Genomic DNA, 20,203 nt, shown 5'->3' on the forward strand with positions numbered 1-20,203 from the left:
AACCCGCGCCTCGGTTCGCTCTCGGCTTACAAAGGCTTCGCGCCGAGCTCCTGCGCCAGCAGCTCTATCGCAATCGTCTTTGCATCGCGGCGATCCAATTCACCGGGCTCTGCCGCGGCTTCCTGAATCAGTTCTTCCTCTTCAGATAAGGAGCTTGTCGACGCCACCTCCACCGCAGCAGGCATTGCAGCCGGGGGCTGTGGCGCCTGCGGGGCTTGTGGTGCTCGCTCCGGAATACCCTCGTCAGGTGGGTAATCATAAGGATCCGGTGGCAGATCATCAGGCTCTGGTGGCAGCGGCACGCCCTTTTCAAAAGGTGCCGAGCTGCCTTGACGATCCTGCTTTTGCTGAGCGATATGTGCAGCCGCCTGCTCTGCACGCTCGCGCCAAGACGGCTTCTCCGCCGGAGACTGCTGTACGGGAGCAGGGGTCGGTTCCACTACTGGAGCCGGAGCTGGTGCTGGCGTAGGTGTGCCGCCAAGTTTTACGGGTTGTCCCCAGCCTGTTTGAGGGGCCGGTCTTTCAGGCTCCTCTGGCTCAGCAGCCGGCGCAGGCTGTGGCTTAGCATTCGGGTTCCAGGAGTTTCGCTTTGGTTGTTGCTGAAACCCGGCAACCGCAGGATCAGTACCCACTACACATTCCACCTGCAGTTTACGGCCAAGCTCCTCCTGCAACACGGCCATTATAATGTCATTGTGGTCGGCATCATTAAGGCGGTTTGCCAAGGCTCCGGTGGTGTGTCCCAGAACCAGGGTTTCCTCACGCAGGCCCAATACTCGAGCTTCGGTGAGCATAATTCCGGTGCGGGTGCTGCGTTCCGAGATAATACTGCGCAGCTGTGCCCACTGTGAACGAATTGTCTCTGCGAGGTCTTCGACTGGGACAGGGGTTGGCTTGGGGGCGGGCTTGGGCGCCGGAGCAGGTGCTGGCGCTTGCACTGGAGCTTGCTGCTGTGGTTCTGGTTGACGCACCGGTGCCGATGTGGGCTCTGGTGCTGGAGTAGGAGTCGGCTGTGGCTGCGGAGGGGTTGGCGCAGGTGTAGGTTCCACTTGACGCAGTGGTGCCGGCGTGGGCTCTGGTGCTGGAGTAGGAGTCGGCTGTGGCTGCGGAGGGGTTGGCGCAGGTTGTGAAACCGCAGGCTGTGACTCTTTTTTCTGCGCATATTCGCGAGCTTTGGCACGTGCAGCTGCAGCAGCACTGACTCCAGAGGTGGAAGTTGGCGCAGCTCCCGCAGTGCCTTCTACTACTGGCAAAGTTGCGACACTAGTATTCGCAAGCAACAGGCGTGCAGAGAGGATCTCTAAAAGGAGACGAGGTGAGGTGGCACCACGCATATCGTCAATGCCGTTGTTGACCATGGAAGCAAGGCCAGCAAGTTCATTGCCACTAAACATCGCAGCCTGCTGGATAAGGATTTCCGCACGGTCGGTAGGGGCATCAACTAGGCCAAGCTCTAGGGCTTCGGGGACAGCTTGGAGCACCATGAGATCGCGGAGTCGGTCCAGAAGATCCGTGGTGAAGCGACGGGGGTCGTGACCAGCCTCGATAACGTGATCAATGGTGGTGAACATGCCGGCTTTGTCCTTGGTGGCCAAAGCGAGGATGGCGGCGTCGATAAGCGAAGCATCAGTAACACCCAGCAAGGGTAAAGCGCGCTCATAGCTCAAGCCCTCGGGGCCAGCGCCAGCGAGCAACTGGTCGAGGATGGAAAGGCTATCGCGAGGGCTGCCACCGCCGGCGCGAATAACCAGTGGGTAGACGGCATCATCAACGTGCACGCCTTCGCTATGTACAGTGCGCTCGAGCAGGCCACGCATGGCCAACGGGGTGAGCAAGCGGAAGGGATAATGATGGGTGCGCGAACGGATCGTGCCAATCACTTTTTCCGGCTCGGTGGTGGCAAAAATGAAGATGAGGTGCGCTGGGGGTTCTTCAACAATTTTGAGCAGGGCATTGGAGCCTGCGTTGGTGATCATATGCGCTTCGTCGATGATGAAAACGCGGTAGCGAGATTCTGCGGGTGCGTAGAAGGCACGATCGCGCAGCTCACGCATATCTTCCACACCATTGTGGCTGGCGGCGTCAAGCTCGGTGACGTCCAAGTTGCCCGGACCACCGGGAGCAAGGGAAGTACAGGAATTGCACACTCCACAGGGAGTGGAGGTAGGGCCTTGTTCACAATTCAAAGAACGCGCAAGAATACGAGCTGAGGAGGTCTTTCCACAGCCACGAGGGCCAGAAAATAGGTAGGCGTGATTGATGCGTCCACTATCTAATGCCGCAGACAGGGGTTGGGTAACCTGCTCCTGCCCTACTACTTCTGCGAAACTTGCCGGTCGATATTTGCGATACAAAGCCACGCGTATGAGCCTACCGTTCTAACGATTGAGATTGAGCAGATCTACCTCTTGCTCCGCCATTCTGTGGAAAAGTACGTCTCCGCCCTCACTTGCTGCCAGTGCAAATTCTTCCTCAGTGAGCAAGATTAATTGCAGTGGCAACGTGAGGCGAGCTAATTCCCCCGCCTCATCAGGAGCCTCTACATGCACCTGACCAGCCTCTTCCCGTACATAGGGGATCTCTGGACCCCAAATGCGGGGATCGGCCAAAATGCCGTGTACCACGGAATAGCCCTCTTGGGGAAGGTTTGCCATGATTCCCACACCTGGCAAAAGCTGCCCCGGGTGTGCATGCATGGGAAGCGGCAAGGGTGAATGCCCTTGCTGCATTGCATCCTGCAACGCCAGGGCGGCGTCGAGAAGCATCGTTGCTGCAGCTCCCACCGCGCGACCGGGGACGTCTGCTGAGGCGCGGGCGAGGCACAGGATTTCACTGCGCACCTCGACGGTTTCCGCACCACCCTCGGTGATAAGGCCGGTATTGACGCGCCCGAAATCGACGGAACACGCCACGGCTTCATCGCCAAGGGTGTAACCAGCCACCTTGAAGGCCCCTACCTGGTGAAATTCCGGCTCACCGGGGAGAAGGCCATTTACCCAGTGGGCGGTTTCTGCGGTATCCACTTTATTTAGCGTAGTGCTCCGCAGCTGCGAGCAGCACGCAGGTTGCAACGCCATCCATGGCGATTTCCAGCTCTTCAACTGGAGGCAGAGAAGGAGCCAAACGCAGGTTGCGGTTGTTGGGATCGTTGTGGAGCGGGAAGGAAGAACCAGCGCCGGTCAGCGCAATTCCAGCTTCCTTAGCCAACTCTGCAACGCGGGAAGCGGTGCCATCAACCACATCAAGGGAGATGAAATAACCACCGGTAGGAACGGTCCACTTAGCTACGCCATATTCAGATAGGCGGTTGTCGAGGATCTCCAAAACCTTCTCAAACTTTGGTGCCAAGGATGCTGCATGCTTGCGCATTACTGCACGCACGCCCTCGGCATCGCCGAAGTAACGAGCATGTGCCAGCTGGTTGACCTTATTAGGTCCAATGCCGCGGATACCGGCGTGGTTGGTGTACCACTTACGGTTGTCTGCAGAAGTAATAAAGAAGGACACACCAGCGCCAGCCAAGGTGATCTTGGAGGTGGAGGTAAATGCCCAGAAGCGGTTCGGATTGCCAGCCTGCTCACCGAGGGAAACGATATCGATGACCTCGGGGAATTCTTCGGTGAGAGTGTGCACTGCGTAAGCGTTATCCCAGACCACGCGGAAATCAGGAGCTGCAGTTTCCATCTCTGCAAGCTGCTGCGCCACCTCCTTGGAGACGGTGTAGCCGGTTGGGTTGGAGAACACAGGAACTACCCACATACCCTTGACCTGTGGATCCTTGACCAATTCAGCAACGGCTTCCATATCTGGGCCGTCTTCCTTCATCGGCACAGTGATCATCTCAAAACCGAAGCGCTCGGTGATGGAGAAGTGACGGTCATAGCCTGGAACTGGACAGATCCACTTGACGGTCTCTTCCTTGGACCAAGGCTGGGTGGAATCGCAGTTGCCAAAGATATAGGACCAGCTGATGACGTCGAACATGATGTTCAGGCTGGAAGCATCGCCTGCCAGGACCTGCTCAACTGGGATGCCCAGGAGCTCAGCCCAAATGCTGCGAATATCTTCAATGCCATTTACTCCGCCATAGTTGCGCACATCAGTGCCATCTGCTGCCAGGTACTCGCCCTTGCCTGGAAGTGCGAGGAGATCATCGGCAAAGTCCAGCTGCTCAGAGGAGGGCTTTCCGCGGGTTAGATCCAGTTTAAGATTTTTGGACTTCAGGTCTTCAAAGGCTTGCTTAATGTCCTGGTGGAACTGGGCGAGCTGATCTGCATCAAAATCCTGCAGCGGAACTGAACTCATGACTGCGTACCTCCGGTGTGGTGGTAATAGGAACGACGGAAAAATGCCACAAAAAAAGAGCAGTGGCCTCGGGCCACCACTCTAGACGTTTTAGGGGATCCCGCGCACCCGTCAGAGCTCGCTGACCCTTGCTGCATTCCTGCCCTGGGGGAGTTCACAAGATAAACGCCGCACGGGATCCTGCGCATTACTTTAGCGGACACCCCCTTCAAAATGCCAACTGCGAGCGGATTTGAACTTTGCGAAGACTTTTGTGTAATCTAATCTCCAGAACGCAGCAGCCACGTGTTGTTACTGTTCTAGCTGGAGGATTCGACTAGCGGCCTATGTCGCTCGCCTGGAACGCGGGTTGGGAGCAATCCCTCAGGGGTTCAAATCCCCTATCCTCCGCAAATTAACACCCTTGATGGTTTTCCATCAAGGGTGTTTTTTGGTGCTGGGTTTTAGACACCGGGGCGCCGATAGCTGCCAGAGCACAGGCAGATACCGGATTCAGGGAGTCGGGAGGACTACTGAATCCGACTTCTCTGCAGCTCGCCGGTATTAGTGCCCCAAGGAACCAAGCACAGCATGGGCAATGAGGTTATCAAGACGTCGCACATCAACACCGCGACCCAACTTGATTTTGATCAAGCCCACCCTGGTCCACAGTTCCAACTCTGCATTGAAGTCCAAGGTACCGGCATTTTCAGAAGACCACATATCAATGGACTTATAGGGTAAGGAATACATCTCAATTTTCTTACCCATAATGCCCTGAGAATCGCGCACAATCATGCGCCGGTCAGTAAAAACGGCAGAATCTCGGAAAGTCTTATATGCAGCGACGGGAACCTCACCCGGCACCAAGAGCGGCCCGATATCATTTGGAATCGGAACCTCTTGATGGAATTGCCAATTTGTAAGTGCATTAAGTTCAGCTGCCATGAGCCCAACCCCTTTCGCATTAGTGCTACCAACTTCCCCACCCTAACATCTCCCAGGTGCGCGCCACCTCTAAACCACCACGAGCTACAACAAACCACCACGGGCGCCAGCCGACTCCTCCAATCTGCCACCTGCCACTACATCTAGAGTCCAGCACCGCTAAGCCGACATCGCCCCAGGGGAAAATTTAGGGAATCCCTCAAGTCATTGACAGATAAGCTGCTAAGTGCACAGCCTTTTTCGAGTCAGAGAAATTTTCAGCCGAGATTTGCCAAAAAGCTAAATTTTTATGCACAGGAAGTGTTCAGCAACCGCCCAGAACAACCATTTAGAGTTCTTCTTTGTTAGTAACACCAAGACTTCCTAGAAAGGCCACATCATGGCTCAGCAACCGCGTCAATTTGAGGGCAGAGAGCTCCCGAATCAAAAAGATGACCTTGAGGACCAAGGCCTGGGTTTTGACCTCGGCACCGTACTTTCCCGCCGCAAGGTCCTCGGATTCCTCGGCGTCGCCGGCGGTGGCATGGCTCTCGCTGCATGTTCCCCAAGTGGCACGTCCTCCGCAGCCAGCTCCTCCACCACTGCAGCAAGCAGCTCTGCAGCTTCTAGCACCACTTCCGCTGCCGCTGCTGTCCTGACTGAGATGAACTCTGAAACCCAGGGTCCCTACCCTGGCGATGGTTCCAATGGCCCTGACGTGTTGGAAGTTTCCGGCGTGGAGCGCTCGGACATCACCAAGTCCATTGACACCGATACCGTTGCAGAGGGTGTTCCACTGACCCTCACCATGACCATCTTGGATATCACCAATAACAATGCCGCTATGGAAGGCGCTGCAGTATATATCTGGCACTGCGATGCCCCCGGCCGCTACTCCATGTATGACTCTGAGCTAACCAATGAGACCTATCTCCGCGGTGTGCAGATCGCCGATAAGTACGGCCAGGTCACCTTTGAGACCATCGTTCCAGGTTGTTATTCCGGCCGCTGGCCACATATTCACTTTGAGGTTTTCCCTGATAAGGCAAGTATTACGGATTCCACCAATAATATTTTGACCTCTCAGATTGCCATTGATGAGACCGTCTCACGCGAGGTTTATGCCAACAGCGTGTACGGCAACTCCCTCAACAATCTCAACCAGGTCACCCTGGATACCGACGGCATTTTCTCCGACGGCTATGACCAGCAGCTGCCTAAGTTCACCGGCGACGCTACCAGCGGTTACACCACCTCCATCGACGTCCCAATTGATGCCACCACTGCTCAGGATCAGTCCATGTCCGGTGGCGGCCCTGGAGGAGCAGGTGGCCCAGGTGCCGGCGGAACCCCTCCATCCGGCATGATGCCTCCTCAGTAAAAACTAGGAATAGATAAAAGGCTCGGCGCTCAACTTCGCGGGATCAAAAACTTCCAGCAGTTGCGTAGCCGAGTTTTTGTCTTTATATCCCAATGAAAGGGCGATGCGGGCGAAGATTTCGGGGAGGGTCTCGTCGACAAGCATCTCGGGCAGGGTGACTGCCCCGTCGCGCTTGGCTAAGCGCTGACCACTGGGGTTAAGCACCAGTGGCACGTGGATGTACTCGGGCACGGGCACGCCCAGCAGGGTGGCCAGGTAGGCCTGGCGGGCAGCCGAATCAAGCAGGTCATCGCCGCGAACTACCTGGTCAACGCCCTGAAAGGCATCATCAACCACAACGGCCAAGTTATATGCCCAGCCGGGTTCCTGGCCGCCGCGCAGCAAAATAAAATCATCCACCGCACCTTCCTGAGGCCCGCGCAGGCGGTCATAAAAAGCAAAGCTGGCGCAGTCAGCACGCAGGCGCACGGCTGGGTGGCGGTTTTGCGCGGCTAACTCTTTACGCTTTTCGACGCGCTCTTGCTCGCTCAAATTCCGGCAGGTACCTGGGTACATGCCCGGAGCTGCATGGGGTGCGCGGGAAGCCTCGAGGATGTCCCGGCGCGAACAATAACACTCATAGGTGTCGAGCTTTTCCAGAGCTTCTGCATAGGCTGCATAACGCGTGGACTGATAGAGCACTTCCCCATCCCAGTCCAAGCCGAGGCTGGCGAGGTCATGGAGCTGGCGCTCGGCGGATTCGCGGGAGGAGCGCTGCTCATCAATATCCTCGATGCGCATGCGGAACTGCTTGCCGTCATGGCGGGCAAAAAGCCAGGCCAAAACGGCGGTGCGAAGATTGCCAAAATGAAGATCGCCACTGGGTGAGGGTGCATATCTACCTGCCATGACTTACACCCTAATATGTTGGCCAAGTTCCACCTTGCGCCAGTGCTCTCCGGTGTCAGTTGCGGGCTGTGTGGTGGATATGAGCACCCCGGGATATTCGCCAATGCAGCTGGGATCAATATCTTCCACCACTACTAGCGGGGGCTGGCGCAGCAGGGCTGCGGCCAATTTGAGTTTATTAATGTCAGTTGCATTCCACGGCTGCCCACCATTTTTGATTTTCGTTTTTAGAGTTTGGGCATCAGTGTTGAGCCCTACCTGCGCCAATACCTCTTTGATCTCTTCAGCGCTGGCCTGGGGAACGCGGAAGCTCACCAAACGTGAAACCGTCCCGCGGCTTAGTGGCAGATGCGCTGAAGCAATGGCCACCAAAGCGCGGCGGTTTTGTAATTTCAGATCTTTGAGGTCTTGGCCATTAATAATGGCCTCGGGGGCATCGATGAGCTGTTTCACCCAGGCGCGCGTTTCCTCCGGGGTTCCTTGGAGGTGAATCCGCTCCCCTGGTTTGGCAATAAGTTCGCCGATCTTAATACCGGGCAGGTCAGGAGAGGCTTTGAAGCCTGGCCTTTGCGCTTCTTGAGCGCGGTGGCGCTGCGCCCGGTCCAGCACTGGAGCCACAATCATGCAGGCTGCGCGATAGTTTTGGCGATAGTCCAAAACTCGGCCGAGTTCACTCACCGGTGTGGCTAAAATGCCGAGGAGCAGCATGGTTCCGGCCGTTTCACTCGCTGCTAGATGTCCAGAAATTACCACGCTAATCATGGAAAGGGAGGCACCCAGCACCATTATTGCCCGGCCCAACCCGGTGGCCCAGGATCGCCTTAGAGCAGCCTGCACCACCTTGTCCGAATCCCGCGAGATGGCGTTGAGTTCCCGGGGGATAGCGCCAGCTGCACGAATGCCCTCACCCGCTACCGTGGCATCTGCAATACGAGCTGCTAAACGGCCTCTTTTTCGGCGCAGCTCCCGCGTTCTTTTTAGGGTCCAGGCTGCCACCACTGGTAAGCAGGCGAGCGCCACTGCCAGCGGGATAACTACTGCCCAGCCGGTGCGATGATCCATTATAAAGAGCGCGCCAATAACCACTGCTATCAGCGGAACTCCGGTAATGAGCGGGACTATGCCAAAAGAAATCCAGTTTTTTAGCGCGCTGAGATCATTGCTGGCGCGGGTAATGGTGACACCCAGAGAGGTGGAACTATCTGGCAGGAGGGCTGCTCCCACCAAAAGGCGCCGTACTTCATGCACATAGTCCTGGCTTAGGTCCTCTGCCAGTACCTTTTGAATCCATTGGCCCAGGCCAATTCCCAGCGCGGAGGCCACCAAAATTGTGCTTAAAGAGCTTGCGCCAGAAGCCACTGCTGCCAGGCTTAGTGACATCACAATCGCCAGCAATGCTTCCAAGATTCCTAAACATGCAAGCTGCACTAAGAGCCAGCGGCGTCGCCCTGAGAAAATCGCAGGCATTTTCTTCTCTTCTTCTCCCCTCCGGTTTTAGGCGTCCAACAGCTGCTGCACAGTGTATGGCTGAGTGAGCTCAAAGGTAGGTATAACCGGTACATTCGCACCTGCGAGCACAGCAGCAGCCTCGGCAGTAGCCAGTGGTGAAGAGGTCAGCACGCCAGAAGCAGCAGCCACTTTTAGCCCAGCTTCTTGCAAAGCTTTAACTCCAGCATGAGCGCCGAGGGCATCAACGGCGGCAAAAACAACACTGTCCACGCTTTCTTGGAAAAGAGAATCCCGCAGCAAACACGCGGTTTCTCCCTGGTAGATGCCATCGGCGATTTCCACGATCACCGTATCTGCGCCGCCGGCTGCCAGCACATTAAACATGTTGATGCTCAGCGCACGGATTTCCGCGAAGTTCAATTTAAAGGTGGTGGGATAGCCAAAATCAGTGAAGTCAATTACCTGCGTTGCTCCCGCATCGTGGTACAACATGCGGTCATTTCCAGCTCCGGTACCAGTGATTTTGCCCGCTGCCACGCGCTGCCCGCTCTTGCTGAGGCCATTGAGCAAACAAGCCAAAGTGGTTGATTTTCCAGAGTTCATGGAGGTGCCAAGCACTGCAATAACCTGCGGACGCTTGGCTGGAAGGGAGACCTCTAGAGGATTTTCATGGGCTGCAAAATCGCGCACATTTACAATCTCGCCGTCAGTGGCCAATAAACCCAAAGGTTCGATCTCGGTAGGTTCGTCCATATCATCATGGATTTCAGTCACCTGACCAGCGATGCCACCGGCAGCCACCAAATGGCAGGGGCTGAGGTCGGATGGAACATGCGCCAAGAATTGATCCGCAGCATAGCGATTTCCATAGGCCAACATCACCAGCGCACCTTCAAAAAGCACAGCCTTGCGAGATTCTGGAGTTTCAATCCGCTTGTGGCTGCTGATCTGCGTGATCTTCGCGATAACCACATCTCCCACCTGCGGAGTTGCCTCAGGAACAAGATAAAAAGCAGAAGGGCGCTTTTCAACGGCCCCTGCCACGAGGCGGGTGGTGTAGCTTGCTTGGACACGAGGTGGCAGGGGCACAGAGTCTCCGTGGTGCTTAAGGGCATTAACGGCATTAAGGGCTGGGCGTTCAAGTGCGATGGTCATGGGACGAACCTTTCAGATGAAGATGTCTTGCGGTACATCTCCTAGTTAAAAGGTTGTTAATGAAACCTCGATGAAACAAAAATGAGAGAGTTTTCATCTAGCCATATTCTCTTATTTACCCTGCTCCCTTTAAGGTAATTGACGTGCAAAACACTGAACATAACTCCACGTCTGGGCAGGGCGCGACTGCTTCCCCTAGCCTCGCGTCCGCAAATCCCGCTCATATTTCCATCCAGCCCAGCCTCTACCCCATCTTGCTGGCACTTTTTGTTGCTGTCTTTCTCATTTCAAATATCAACGCCACCAAAGGCGTTGAAATCGGCCCGCTAATTACCGACGGTGCCTTCTTCCTCTTCCCCGCCGCCTATGTCCTAGGCGATGTGTTGGCCGAATGTTATGGATATAAGTCCACCCGGCGCGCAATTTTCACCGGTTTTGGCATCACAATTTTGGCTGTTCTATCTTTTTATATTGCTATTTGGCTGCCCGCTGCGAGCTTCTGGGAAGGCCAAGAGGCTTTTAGCTCCACCTTGGGCTTGGTTCCACAAATTGTCTTGGCCTCCCTAGTGGGCTATATCGTAGGCCAACTCCTCAACGCTAAAGTACTGGTCAGTATTAAAAAGCGCACCGGAGAGAAGTCTCTGTGGGCGCGTTTGCTCGGTTCCACCATTGTGGGTGAATTTGCCGATACTTTGTTATTTTGTGCGATTGCAGCACCAGTAATCGGAATAACCACCGGCGCTGACTTTCTGAACTATGTGATTGTTGGCTTCCTGTGGAAGACCCTGCTTGAGGTAATCCTCATGCCAATTACCTACGCGGTTATTGCGTGGGTGAAAAAGCGCGAAAGCTACTCTCACTAAAAACTAAAAAAGGGGTCGCACCACATCAGTGGTGCGACCCCGATTTCTCAAAGAAACCCGTTATTTCTTCCCTGCGTAATAACGACCCAAGAACTCTGCCTTGAAGTCGTAATAAGTGCCATCATCAATGCTTGCGCGGATTTTATTCACCAAGGTGATCATGAAATACAGGTTATGCATGGTGCACAAGGTGCCAGCCAGGAATTCCTTGGCTTTGAGCAAATGGTGGATGTAGGCGCGGCTGAAGTTTTCGCTGGCATAACCGCCAACTTCCTCATCAATGCCACTGAAATCACGCTTAAAACGAGCGCCCTTCAAATTCAGGCGACCATCCAGGGTGTACACGCCACCACGACGGCCCAAACGGGTAGGTGCCACGCAGTCAAAGGTGTCCGCGCCGGCCTCAATGGCCACAAAAAGATCATCTGGCTCAGAGATTCCCAACAGGTGACGTGGCTTCTCATCAGGCAATTCATCACAAACCCAGCCGACGATGGTGCCCAAATTCTCCTTCTCCAGTGCACCACCAATGCCAAATCCACCAAAACCGCGGCGTCCTTCGTCGACAGCCTTGCGGTCTAGGTCCAGCAAGCCGCGCACGGCCTGGCGCCTCAGGTCTTCATATTGGGCGCCTTGTACCACGCCCCACAACGACTGCAGAGGCTTGCCGACGCGTTCCTGGGTGAGTCTTTCGTGCTCAAAAAGGCAGCGCTCGGCCCATCTGCGAGTGCGCTCAACCGACTCCACCTGGTAGTCATAGGTATCAATAAGCGTGGTCAGCTCATCAAAGGCAAAGATGATATCCGCACCCAGCTGGTGCTGGATCTGCATCGAGACCTCAGGGGTAAATCGGTGCTTGGAGCCATCGATAACCGAGCGGAAATCCACACCGTCTTCATCAACAAGTGCCATGCGCTCGCGCTTAGCGGCTTTAATGTCATTGCGGGTGAGGTTATTGGTGTCCATGGCCAGCACCTTTTTAAAGCCGGAGCCCAGGCTGAGCACCTGGAATCCGCCGGAGTCGGTGTAGGTGGGGCCGTGCCAGCTTTCAAACTCAGAGACGCCACCAGCCTCATCAACAATTTCGGGGCCGGGCTGCAGGTAGAGGTGATAAGCATTAGACAAAATTGCCTGTGCTCCAGTTTCCCGAATCTGTGCGGGAGTAAGAGTTTTCACCGTGGCCTTGGTCGCCACCGGAATGAATGCTGGAGTTTGAATATCACCGTGGGGGGTATGGATTATTCCAGTACGCCCATGCTTGCCGGGGGCGTCGTCGGCAAGCTTTGTTTTAAGGGTGAATGAGAGGTCTGACATGATAGCCAAGTCTATCTTGTCGCCTGCTTCTCCTCCCATTCCTTCTCCAGGGCGGAACCTTCAACGTCTAAGCTCGGGAGGATTCGGTCCAACCAGCGTGGCATCCACCAGGTAGCTCGGCCCATCAAAAACATCGATGCCGGCACCAAAGCCATACGGATGAAGAAAGCGTCAAAGAACACACCCATTGCCAGCGCAAAGCCAAAGACCTTAATAAACGGCAGAGGTTGATCAATGAAGGCGATGAAGACTGCGATCATAATCAGTGCGGCTGCAGTTACCACGCGTGAGCCTTGGGTGAAGCCCTCAATAACCGATTGCTCCACTGGGGTGTACTTGGAGTTTGAAACCCCTTTGCCCTGGTGATGGGTATAGTGCTCGCGCATGCGGGTAACCAAAAAGACCTGATAGTCCATGGCCAAACCGAAGGTCACGCCAATAAGGAAAATCGGCATAAAGGAAATCAGTGGCGCCGGGGTGTTAACCAGACCCCAGAGGCCTTCCTGCCAGACCAATACTGTGGCACCGAAGGCGGCTCCCACAGAGAGCAAGAATCCCAGGCCTGCGATGAGTGGCACCATAATGGAACGGAAAACCAAGATGAGCAGGAAGATTGCCAGTCCAACTACCACTGCCAAATAAACCGGCATTGCTTGTTCTAGCTGGTCAGTGATGTCTTGTTGCACTGCGGTGAGGCCAGTGGTGCCCACGGTGGCGCCGGTTACATCCTCAATTTGTTCTTCTTGAGTGCGCAGCACATGCAGCAACTCAGTGGTCTCAGGATCAGCAGGCCCGGTAAAAGGGCTCACCAAAATCTGGGCTGCGGTGAAATCCGAATTTACGCTAATGATCTGCGCATTTTTAACATCCACATTGGAGTTATAGGTCTGGGTGACATACATATAGGTGGCAAAACGAGCTGCTTGATCCCGATCAAAATCTGCTTCACCGGTATCTTGGGCATCAATAAGTGGAGCCAAAGCAGTCGCGTCAGCATTGACCTCATGAGCATCAACAACCACCAAAAATGGTGCGTTGACGCCTGCGCCAAAACCTTCTGTCATGAGGTCTGCAGATTGACGCTGGGTGGTATCCAAATTGGAAGTGGAATCTGAAGGCAAAGACATTTCCAGGTTAAGTACTGGAGCTGAAAGTGCGCCCAAGCCTAAGACCACTACTGCGACGATGAGGCCAGGAACCTTTTGTACAAACTTCACCCAGGTGCGACCCTTGGAACGCCTATTAAGCGCTTGTTCCCAGGTCTGCTTGGGCGTGGGGTTGCCACCAATACCAACAATTTTGCCCTTAAACGCTCGTCCGCCCAGGGCACCAAGCAGCGCCGGAATGAAGGTCAGTGCAATCAAAACCGAGATAAAGACTGTAAATGCCGCAGAAAGTCCCATGGCGGTAAGGAAGCCGATATCTGCGATGACAAGGGCAATAAGCGCAATAATCACCGTGGCGCCAGCAAAAACCACAGCGCTACCTGCAGTTCCCACGGCCATGCCGGCAGCATCAGCTCGCGGCATGCGCTTATATTCGGCGCGGTAACGCGAGAGAATAAACAGCGCATAGTCAATGCCCACGGCCAGGCCAATCATTACGGCAAGCACCGGGGTGACATTGTTGAGCTCGGTAAATGCAGTGGCAAGGACAATGGTCAAGGCACCGATTCCCACGCCGATAACTGCGGTAATCAGTGGCAGGCCAGCTGCGATTAGAGAGCCAAAGGTGAAGATCAGCACGATAAAGGCGACAACCAGGCCGATAATTTCACTGGTGGTTTTAATTTCGATGGGATCGCCATAGGCAGCGCCGCCGGCTTCTACTCGCACACCCATGTCACGGCCAATTTCGAGGGCTTCGCTAATGGTATCGCGGTGATATTGCTCTACCGATTCAGGGTTTGCAACATCAATATTGAAGGTGGTGTAGCCGATGGTTTTGTCGTCGCTAAGCACCTTGAGGTTGTCAGCGTCTTTAATAGCAGTGTCTTCTGGCAGGCCCATGGAGGTCATCTGCTCGATGACGGTTTCCTCCAGCTGTGGAGAAACCTCTACCGGGTTGCCAAAGCGCTCTCCCCCACCAAAATCTTGCAGGTTGGTTTCGATGTGATCGATCACCGCATCCACAGCAGCCATCATCTCGGGGTCGTCGAGAGTTTTGCCATCTGGTGCTTGGAACACCACGTTGACGCCCGCGGCAGTAACCGGGTTGGTTTGGTCTGGGAAGTTTTCTACCAGGGAGACAGTGGCATCAATAGATGGGGTGTCATCGATGGTAAAGGTATCTGTGAAGCCTTTTTGCAGGGTCAGTGCAAATCCGGCAACGATCGCCAAAATAAGCAGCCATGCTGAGATCACAATCCACTTGCGATTATAGGACCATCGCCCCAACCTAAATAGCAGTTTCGCCACCGGGGTTTTTCTCCTTGTGTGTTTGCTAGTTTGTCACGCCCCACCAACTTACCTGGGGAGGCTGTGAATTCCAGAAACGCAAGAGTCTGAAATTATGTGCACCTATTCCCTATCGCAAAAAGCTAATTAAATGCGACAGGCTCCTAGATCCGTTGTTTACGCCAAGACAAGATTGATCCCAGCGCTCCAACCACCACTCCAAAAAGCGCGAAGATAAACGAAAGCCCCTGAAAATTACGCAGGCCAAAAAGGTCAGGCTGCAATTCAGAAGAATAGGTTTCTATTTGCTCAGGCGACATCATGGTCCAGCCATAGTCAAAGGTGGTCATTTCCTGGAAGGCCACACATGCGCCCACCAGAGAAAAACTTAGAAGCGGGAAAAACACCCAAAACCAGGGAAATTTCGGCGTTTCCACTCCGGCTGCGCGCGCCCGGAAAACCGACGCTGCCACGAGTACAACCATTGCTAGCGCACAACCCAGATAAATAGTCATGCCCTGATTCTAGTGAAAATTAAAAAACACCGGCTCTGAGCAGTTAAAACTACTCAGAACCGGTGTTTAAGATTGGCGGTGGCGGGGGGATTTGAACCCCCGGTTGGGGATTACCCAACATTCGCTTTCGAGGCGAACACCTTCGGCCGCTCGGACACGCCACCGCGAACCAGCTTAACGGAACGCTAAGGTAGCGAACAAATCACTTACTTATCGTCTTTGTTAAATGCACCCAAAACCTTATTGGCTGCATCCTTTACTTTGTCGCCAGCTTCGCTGACAGCATCTTTGACATTTGCCTTGGTCTGATCGGCACGACCCTCATCTGCGAGGGACTCGTTGTCGGTTGCTTCACCGAAGGATTCCTTGGCCTTGCCGCCGAATTCTTCTGCTTTGTTGGAAAAATCGCTCATAAATTGCTCATCTCCTAGATTGTTGAAGCGTTGATGTGCCCCACCATAGGCCGACTTGCCACGGAATTCACGCAACTTAAAACAATATTAATGAATTTGTTATCTACGACCCTCAAAAAATCCGGTCATTAGAGCTGCACATTCTGCTTCCAAGACTCCACCTGTTACCTCCACCTTGTGCAGCACCATGGGGTCACGCACCACATCAAAAACGGAGCCACAGGCGCCGGTACGGGGTTCAAAGGCGCCAAAAACCACCCGGCCCACCCGCGCTCCAACTAGGGCGCCTGCGCACATGCTGCAGGGCTCGAGGGTGACCACCAGGGTGCAGTCAGTTAGCCGCCAACCGTCGTGGAAACGGCGAGCGGCGCGTCGTAAAGCAATAATTTCGGCATGGGCGGTGGGATCGCGGTCGGTTTCGCGGCGGTTGGTGGCGGTGGCCAAGATCTCGCCGGTGGGAGCATAAATAACCGCACCCACGGGTACATCATCGGGCGGAGTGACGTGCGCGATGTCGAGGGCATGGCGAATCCGGCGCTCGTCCTCAATAAGACGCGCCTGTTTGGGTAAAGCCGGCATTAATCCAGGTCCACTGCCCGTGCGAGCTGATTATCAAATCCGAGCTCCTCCGCGATGCGCAGCAGCTGCTCCGAGGGCGCAAGATCCAGGTCATCACAAATCACTGCGAGCACCTCCTCAGAGAGTCCCAGATCGGCGAGAATATCAAAATCACCCTCCGGCCAAGGATCCACATCATCGAGCTCATCAGGGTCCAGATCGGGGATGTCCGCGTCCAGCTCATCCATGACTTTGGCGGCGAAATCATCGTCTACCGACATGGTGGCGTCCGAGAGAAAAAGAAATACCCTACTTGGGGTAGGACGCACGATAACAAAATATTCATCTTCGACGCATAATAGGGCAAAAGCAGGCCCCTCGCTGCGCATCGCACGCACAGCATTAATAGAGGTAGAGAGCTTAAAGAAGTTATCTTCAAACTCCCGTACCTGCCAACGGCCGTCATTTAAGGTGGCCGTGACTGCGAAGCTCAGACCGTCCTCTTTGGTGTTCATAGAGCTAACCGTAGTAGGTATGTGCCACACTTGTCAGGTGACTACCAAAGACATTTCCCGGCCCGTGTGCATTCTGGGCCTCGGCCTCATCGGAGGATCCCTTCTCCGCGATCTCCACGCTGCCAATCACCCCGTCTTCGGATACAACCGCTCGCGCTCCGGCGCTCGCTCCGCCGTCGGCGAAGGCTTTGACGTCTCCGCTGACCTCGAGGCAACGCTCAAGCGCGCCGCCGCCGAAGACGCCCTCATAGTCCTTGCGGTCCCCATGACCGCCGTTGCAACGCTTCTCGACGAAATCCAGGCGCATGCACCTCACAATGGTGTAACTGATGTGGTTTCAGTCAAAACCGCCGTCTACAAAGAAATTAAAGCCCGCAATATGCAAGACCAATATGTGGGCTCTCACCCAATGGCAGGCACCGCCGAATCCGGCTGGGGCGCCTCCATGACCGGCCTTTTTAAGCGCGCGGTATGGGTTGTTACCTTTGACCACCTCTTTGAAAATGAGAAGGTCTCCTCCCGCTGGGTAGGGATTTGGAAAGACGTCGTGCAGATGGCCCTGGCCGTTGGCGCTGAAGTTGTTCCTTCACGAGTGACTCCACACGATGCCGCTGCAGCTCGAGTGTCCCACCTGCCACACATCCTGGCCGAAACCCTGGCCATTGTGGGCGATAATGGTGGCGCACTATCCCTTTCCCTGGCTGCTGGCAGCTACCGCGACTCCACCCGCGTTGCCGGCACCGACCCCGGATTGGTGCGCGCAATGTGCGAAGGCAATGCCCCTGCGCTGCTCAAAGCACTGGATGAAGCCATGGCAATTTTGCAGGAGGCGCGCGATGGCCTAGCTGCAGAAACCCCCGATATCGAGTCCCTGGCTGACAATGGTTACCGCTCCCGCCTTCGTTATGAAGCACGCTCTGGCCAGCGCCGTGCCAAGGAATCCGTAAGCCCCACCATCACCTCTTCCCGACCAGTGCTGCGCCTGCACCCTGGCACTCCCAACTGGGAAAAGCAGCTCATCCACGCCGAAACCCTCGGTGCGCGTATCGAGGTGTTCTAGCTTATGGCCGCAACTTAGGCACTGAGCGCGCCGGGTAGAAGAGAAATCTGCCCGGCGCGCTTTTGGGTCTCTTTTGAGGGGTGGGAATTCATTAGGAATACAAAAATCCCAGGTAAACGCTTGTTTACCTGGGATTTTAATTTGTGCGCCCGGAGGGACTCGAACCCCCAACCTTCTGATCCGTAGTCAGATGCTCTATCCGTTGAGCTACGGGCGCAGTGCTGATAACCACTGTGTGGCGCTCTCTGCAACGACTGATTACATTACACAGCATTTTAAATTTCGACAAATTTGCAGGTTAACGCCGGTTTAACAGTTAAAGGCCCAGGGAGGTTTTAACTGGCGCAACCACGAGGTGACAGCGCCGTGTTAAGCCTTTTCAAACTCACCCAACCTCGCCACGCTCTTATTTCTCCATAAACCTCGGATTCACGGCTTCGGATTCATGCAAAAAACCTCGGATTCAGTACTCTTTCCGAAGTACTGAATCCGAGGTTTTCAATTGTGCGCCCGGAGGGACTCGAACCCCCAACCTTCTGATCCGTAGTCAGATGCTCTATCCGTTGAGCTACGGGCGCAATCTAGTCAGAATTAACTAACTAGAGCGGAGACGAGAGGATTTGAACCTCCGGTCCCCCGTTAAGAGGACAACTCATTAGCAGTGAGTCCCATTCGGCCGCTCTGGCACGTCTCCTTTGGTTCGCACGGCATTGCCGATAGAACCGATTAGTTACAGTACCCTCACTTCTCAAATTTCAGCAAACCGTGTGGTCAAAGCCCTAAACACAAACGTGTCCGGGAGCACTAGTACGCTATAAATTATGATTCGTGCTGACCTTGCCACCATTCCCGCCTACGTCCCCGGCCGTCGTTTAGAAAACTCCCTCAAGCTGTCCAGCAATGAGGTAAGTTTCAACCCGCTTCCCGCTGCCATTGAAGCCGTTACCGAGGCCGCTTCCACTGCAAACCGTTACCCCGATATGGGCGCCGTAGAGTTAAGGACCGCCCTGGCAGAGCACTTGGACGTGGATTTGGACCAGGTCACCGTAGGAAATGGCTCCTCGGCGCTATGCCAGCAGCTGGTGCAGGCCACTTGTGCTGCCGGCGATGAGGTTATTTTCCCTTGGCGCAGCTTCGAGGCTTATCCCATTTTCGCGCAGGTGGCAGAGGCAAAGCCGGTGGCTATTCCACTAAATGCCGAGCACAACCACGATCTGGATGCCATGGCTGCAGCGATCACTGAGCACACCCGGCTGATCTTCATCTGCAACCCCAACAACCCTTCTGGCACCACTATCACCCAGCCGCAATTTGATGACTTCATGACCAAGGTGCCGGAGCAGGTTGTTGTCGCCCTCGACGAGGCCTACTTTGAGTTCAACCGTGCGGAAGATACGCCCATCGCCACTGAGGAAATCAAGCGCTTTGACAACGTTGTTGGGCTGCGTACCTTCTCCAAGGCTTATGGGCTCGCTGGCCTGCGCGTGGGCTATGCCTTTGGCAATAGCGAGATCATCACTGCGATGAATAAGGTAGCTATCCCCTTTGCCGTGAGCTCGGTAGCGCAGGCAGCAGCCTTGGCCAGCCTCAATGCTGCCGATGAGTTGATGGAGCGCGTGGAGGAAACCGTCGAAAAGCGTACGTTGGTGGCAGAGGCGCTGGGCACCGCGCCGACTCAGGCCAACTTTGTGTGGATTCCGGACCCCAATGCCGCTGAACTGGCTGAGAAATTCGCCGCACAGGGCGTGGTCATTCGTGCGTTCCCAGAGGGTGCGCGCATTACCGTTACCAACGCCACCGAGGTGGACCAGCTCATAGCGGCCTGGGAGGCCATCAATGCTGGGTAGCCTCTGGCGTTTTGTGGTGCGCACCCTTGCCGGGGCTGCGGCGTTGTGGGTGGTTATTAAGCTTGTCGACGGCATCTCGCTGAGCCTTCCCACCACACCGATTTATAGCACCGGCGAATATGATCAACTGCTGACATTCCTGGGTGTCGCAGCGATCATCGTCATCCTGAACTCCACGGTGAAGCCCGTGCTGAAACTGCTCGGCTTACCTCTCACGATTGTCACCCTGGGGCTATTTTCCCTGGTCATTAATGCCATTATTTTCCTCTTGGCAGAGGTAATCTCCAATGCGCTCGGCTTGGGCCTTTCCATCGAGACCTTTGGAGCGGCGTTTATTGGCGCAATTGTAATGGCAATTGTTAACTGGATTTTGGGCCCTATTACGGGAATCCTGGGCGCCAAGCGGGATTAAAAATACCCTCTAACCTGCAGGTTAGAGGGCAGATCGGCGGAGACGGAGGGATTTGAACCCTCGGATGGTTTCCCATCGCTGGTTTTCAAGACCAGTACATTCGGCCGCTCTGTCACGTCTCCAGCATCCCAAAAATCACTAATGATAATTGCGACAGATTGAGATATTACCCGATAGCCTTAAACAAACTAAAACTGCCCTACCCAATGCGAAAATAGGTGAGTAT

At 54.9% G+C, this 20,203-nt stretch carries 18 protein-coding genes, 6 tRNA genes and 1 other RNA gene; 6 read left to right on the forward strand and 19 right to left on the reverse strand.

Features of this window, described 5'->3' with window-relative positions:
* Nucleotides 1-26 precede the first annotated feature (26 nt).
* The 4 genes from SFC07_RS04975 to ffs form a co-directional block, all read right to left on the reverse strand.
* Complete coding sequence (locus SFC07_RS04975; RefSeq protein WP_411207131.1) at nucleotides 27-2,360, reverse strand: DNA polymerase III subunit gamma and tau; 2,334 nt, start codon at nucleotides 2,358-2,360, stop codon at nucleotides 27-29.
* Between the two features lie 18 nt (nucleotides 2,361-2,378).
* On the reverse strand, nucleotides 2,379-3,023 hold the full coding sequence (locus tag SFC07_RS04980) for a hypothetical protein (protein ID WP_411207132.1): 645 nt from the start codon (nucleotides 3,021-3,023) through the stop codon (nucleotides 2,379-2,381).
* Between the two features lies 1 nt (nucleotide 3,024).
* Nucleotides 3,025-4,305 carry an aspartate transaminase gene (locus SFC07_RS04985; protein ID WP_411207133.1) on the reverse strand — a complete coding sequence of 427 codons (1,281 nt, stop codon included), beginning with the start codon at nucleotides 4,303-4,305 and terminating at the stop codon, nucleotides 3,025-3,027.
* 88 nt (nucleotides 4,306-4,393) lie between these two features.
* An RNA gene (gene ffs / locus SFC07_RS04990) (signal recognition particle sRNA small type) lies at nucleotides 4,394-4,490 on the reverse strand.
* A 120-nt stretch (nucleotides 4,491-4,610) separates the two neighbouring features.
* Here ffs and SFC07_RS04995 point away from each other — a divergent pair.
* Nucleotides 4,611-4,695, forward strand: a tRNA-Ser gene (locus SFC07_RS04995).
* A gap of 153 nt (nucleotides 4,696-4,848) precedes the next feature.
* Here the strand turns inward: SFC07_RS04995 and SFC07_RS05000 are convergent.
* The gene (locus SFC07_RS05000) at nucleotides 4,849-5,232 is read right to left on the reverse strand and encodes a PH domain-containing protein (protein WP_411207134.1); all 384 of its coding nucleotides are present in this window, start codon (nucleotides 5,230-5,232) and stop codon (nucleotides 4,849-4,851) included.
* Between the two features lie 379 nt (nucleotides 5,233-5,611).
* Here SFC07_RS05000 and SFC07_RS05005 point away from each other — a divergent pair, with 379 nt between their 5' ends.
* Complete coding sequence (locus SFC07_RS05005; protein ID WP_411207135.1) at nucleotides 5,612-6,592, forward strand: intradiol ring-cleavage dioxygenase; 981 nt, start codon at nucleotides 5,612-5,614, stop codon at nucleotides 6,590-6,592.
* Nucleotides 6,593-6,595: 3 nt separating this feature from the next.
* Here the strand turns inward: SFC07_RS05005 and gluQRS are convergent, their stop codons facing one another.
* Genes gluQRS through SFC07_RS05020 form a run of 3 tightly spaced genes read right to left on the reverse strand, consistent with a single transcriptional unit; the run spans nucleotide 6,596 to nucleotide 10,084 of the window.
* Nucleotides 6,596-7,480, reverse strand: a complete 885-nt coding sequence (gene gluQRS, locus SFC07_RS05010) for a tRNA glutamyl-Q(34) synthetase GluQRS (protein WP_411207136.1) — start codon at nucleotides 7,478-7,480, stop codon at nucleotides 6,596-6,598.
* A gap of 3 nt (nucleotides 7,481-7,483) precedes the next feature.
* Complete coding sequence (locus SFC07_RS05015; protein WP_411207137.1) at nucleotides 7,484-8,947, reverse strand: ABC transporter transmembrane domain-containing protein; 1,464 nt, start codon at nucleotides 8,945-8,947, stop codon at nucleotides 7,484-7,486.
* A 27-nt stretch (nucleotides 8,948-8,974) separates the two neighbouring features.
* Nucleotides 8,975-10,084, reverse strand: a complete 1,110-nt coding sequence (locus tag SFC07_RS05020; protein WP_411207138.1) for a DUF1611 domain-containing protein — start codon at nucleotides 10,082-10,084, stop codon at nucleotides 8,975-8,977.
* 143 nt (nucleotides 10,085-10,227) lie between these two features.
* On the opposite strand from SFC07_RS05020, the gene SFC07_RS05025 reads away from it, so the two are divergent.
* On the forward strand, nucleotides 10,228-10,947 hold the full coding sequence (locus SFC07_RS05025) for a queuosine precursor transporter (protein WP_411207139.1): 720 nt from the start codon (nucleotides 10,228-10,230) through the stop codon (nucleotides 10,945-10,947).
* A 60-nt stretch (nucleotides 10,948-11,007) separates the two neighbouring features.
* Here SFC07_RS05025 and tgt read toward each other — a convergent pair whose 3' ends face one another.
* The 7 genes from tgt to SFC07_RS05060 form a co-directional block, all read right to left on the reverse strand.
* Nucleotides 11,008-12,261 carry a tRNA guanosine(34) transglycosylase Tgt gene (gene tgt / locus SFC07_RS05030; protein ID WP_411207140.1) on the reverse strand — a complete coding sequence of 418 codons (1,254 nt, stop codon included), beginning with the start codon at nucleotides 12,259-12,261 and terminating at the stop codon, nucleotides 11,008-11,010.
* A gap of 11 nt (nucleotides 12,262-12,272) precedes the next feature.
* On the reverse strand, nucleotides 12,273-14,678 hold the full coding sequence (locus tag SFC07_RS05035; protein WP_411207141.1) for an MMPL family transporter: 2,406 nt from the start codon (nucleotides 14,676-14,678) through the stop codon (nucleotides 12,273-12,275).
* A 143-nt stretch (nucleotides 14,679-14,821) separates the two neighbouring features.
* The gene (locus SFC07_RS05040; RefSeq protein WP_411207142.1) at nucleotides 14,822-15,172 is read right to left on the reverse strand and encodes a hypothetical protein; all 351 of its coding nucleotides are present in this window, start codon (nucleotides 15,170-15,172) and stop codon (nucleotides 14,822-14,824) included.
* Nucleotides 15,173-15,245: 73 nt separating this feature from the next.
* Nucleotides 15,246-15,336: transfer RNA gene (locus SFC07_RS05045), tRNA-Ser, on the reverse strand.
* 42 nt (nucleotides 15,337-15,378) lie between these two features.
* Entirely contained in the window at nucleotides 15,379-15,585 is a 207-nt protein-coding gene (locus SFC07_RS05050; protein ID WP_411207143.1) for a CsbD family protein, read from the reverse strand.
* Nucleotides 15,586-15,684: 99 nt separating this feature from the next.
* Entirely contained in the window at nucleotides 15,685-16,164 is a 480-nt protein-coding gene (gene tadA, locus SFC07_RS05055; RefSeq protein WP_411207144.1) for a tRNA adenosine(34) deaminase TadA, read from the reverse strand.
* The gene (locus tag SFC07_RS05060; RefSeq protein WP_411207145.1) at nucleotides 16,164-16,658 is read right to left on the reverse strand and encodes a tRNA adenosine deaminase-associated protein; all 495 of its coding nucleotides are present in this window, start codon (nucleotides 16,656-16,658) and stop codon (nucleotides 16,164-16,166) included. The genes tadA and SFC07_RS05060 overlap by 1 nt, the downstream gene beginning before the upstream one ends.
* A 37-nt stretch (nucleotides 16,659-16,695) precedes the next feature.
* Between SFC07_RS05060 and SFC07_RS05065 the strand changes: the two genes are divergently transcribed.
* Nucleotides 16,696-17,718, forward strand: a complete 1,023-nt coding sequence (locus SFC07_RS05065; protein ID WP_411207146.1) for a prephenate dehydrogenase — start codon at nucleotides 16,696-16,698, stop codon at nucleotides 17,716-17,718.
* Between the two features lie 144 nt (nucleotides 17,719-17,862).
* Here the strand turns inward: SFC07_RS05065 and SFC07_RS05070 are convergent.
* The 3 genes from SFC07_RS05070 to SFC07_RS05080 all read right to left on the reverse strand — a co-directional run bounded on the left by SFC07_RS05070 (nucleotide 17,863) and on the right by SFC07_RS05080 (nucleotide 18,412).
* A tRNA-Arg gene (locus SFC07_RS05070) sits at nucleotides 17,863-17,935 on the reverse strand.
* Between the two features lie 288 nt (nucleotides 17,936-18,223).
* Nucleotides 18,224-18,296: transfer RNA gene (locus SFC07_RS05075), tRNA-Arg, on the reverse strand.
* Nucleotides 18,297-18,323: 27 nt separating this feature from the next.
* Nucleotides 18,324-18,412, reverse strand: a tRNA-Ser gene (locus tag SFC07_RS05080).
* Nucleotides 18,413-18,539: 127 nt separating this feature from the next.
* Here SFC07_RS05080 and hisC point away from each other — a divergent pair.
* Together hisC and SFC07_RS05090 are read left to right on the forward strand one after the other, a co-directional pair.
* Entirely contained in the window at nucleotides 18,540-19,565 is a 1,026-nt protein-coding gene (gene hisC, locus SFC07_RS05085) for a histidinol-phosphate transaminase (RefSeq protein ID WP_411207147.1), read from the forward strand.
* A complete protein-coding gene (locus tag SFC07_RS05090; RefSeq protein ID WP_411207148.1) occupies nucleotides 19,555-19,977 on the forward strand; it encodes a phage holin family protein in 423 nt (140 codons plus the stop codon). Before hisC ends, SFC07_RS05090 begins: the two co-directional genes overlap by 11 nt.
* Before the next feature lie 37 nt (nucleotides 19,978-20,014).
* Here the strand turns inward: SFC07_RS05090 and SFC07_RS05095 are convergent.
* Nucleotides 20,015-20,099 (reverse strand) — tRNA-Ser (locus tag SFC07_RS05095).
* Nucleotides 20,100-20,203 lie beyond the last annotated feature (104 nt).

This window comes from Corynebacterium callunae (assembly GCF_046592015.1).
Taxonomy (GTDB): Bacteria; Actinomycetota; Actinomycetes; order Mycobacteriales; family Mycobacteriaceae; genus Corynebacterium; species Corynebacterium callunae_A.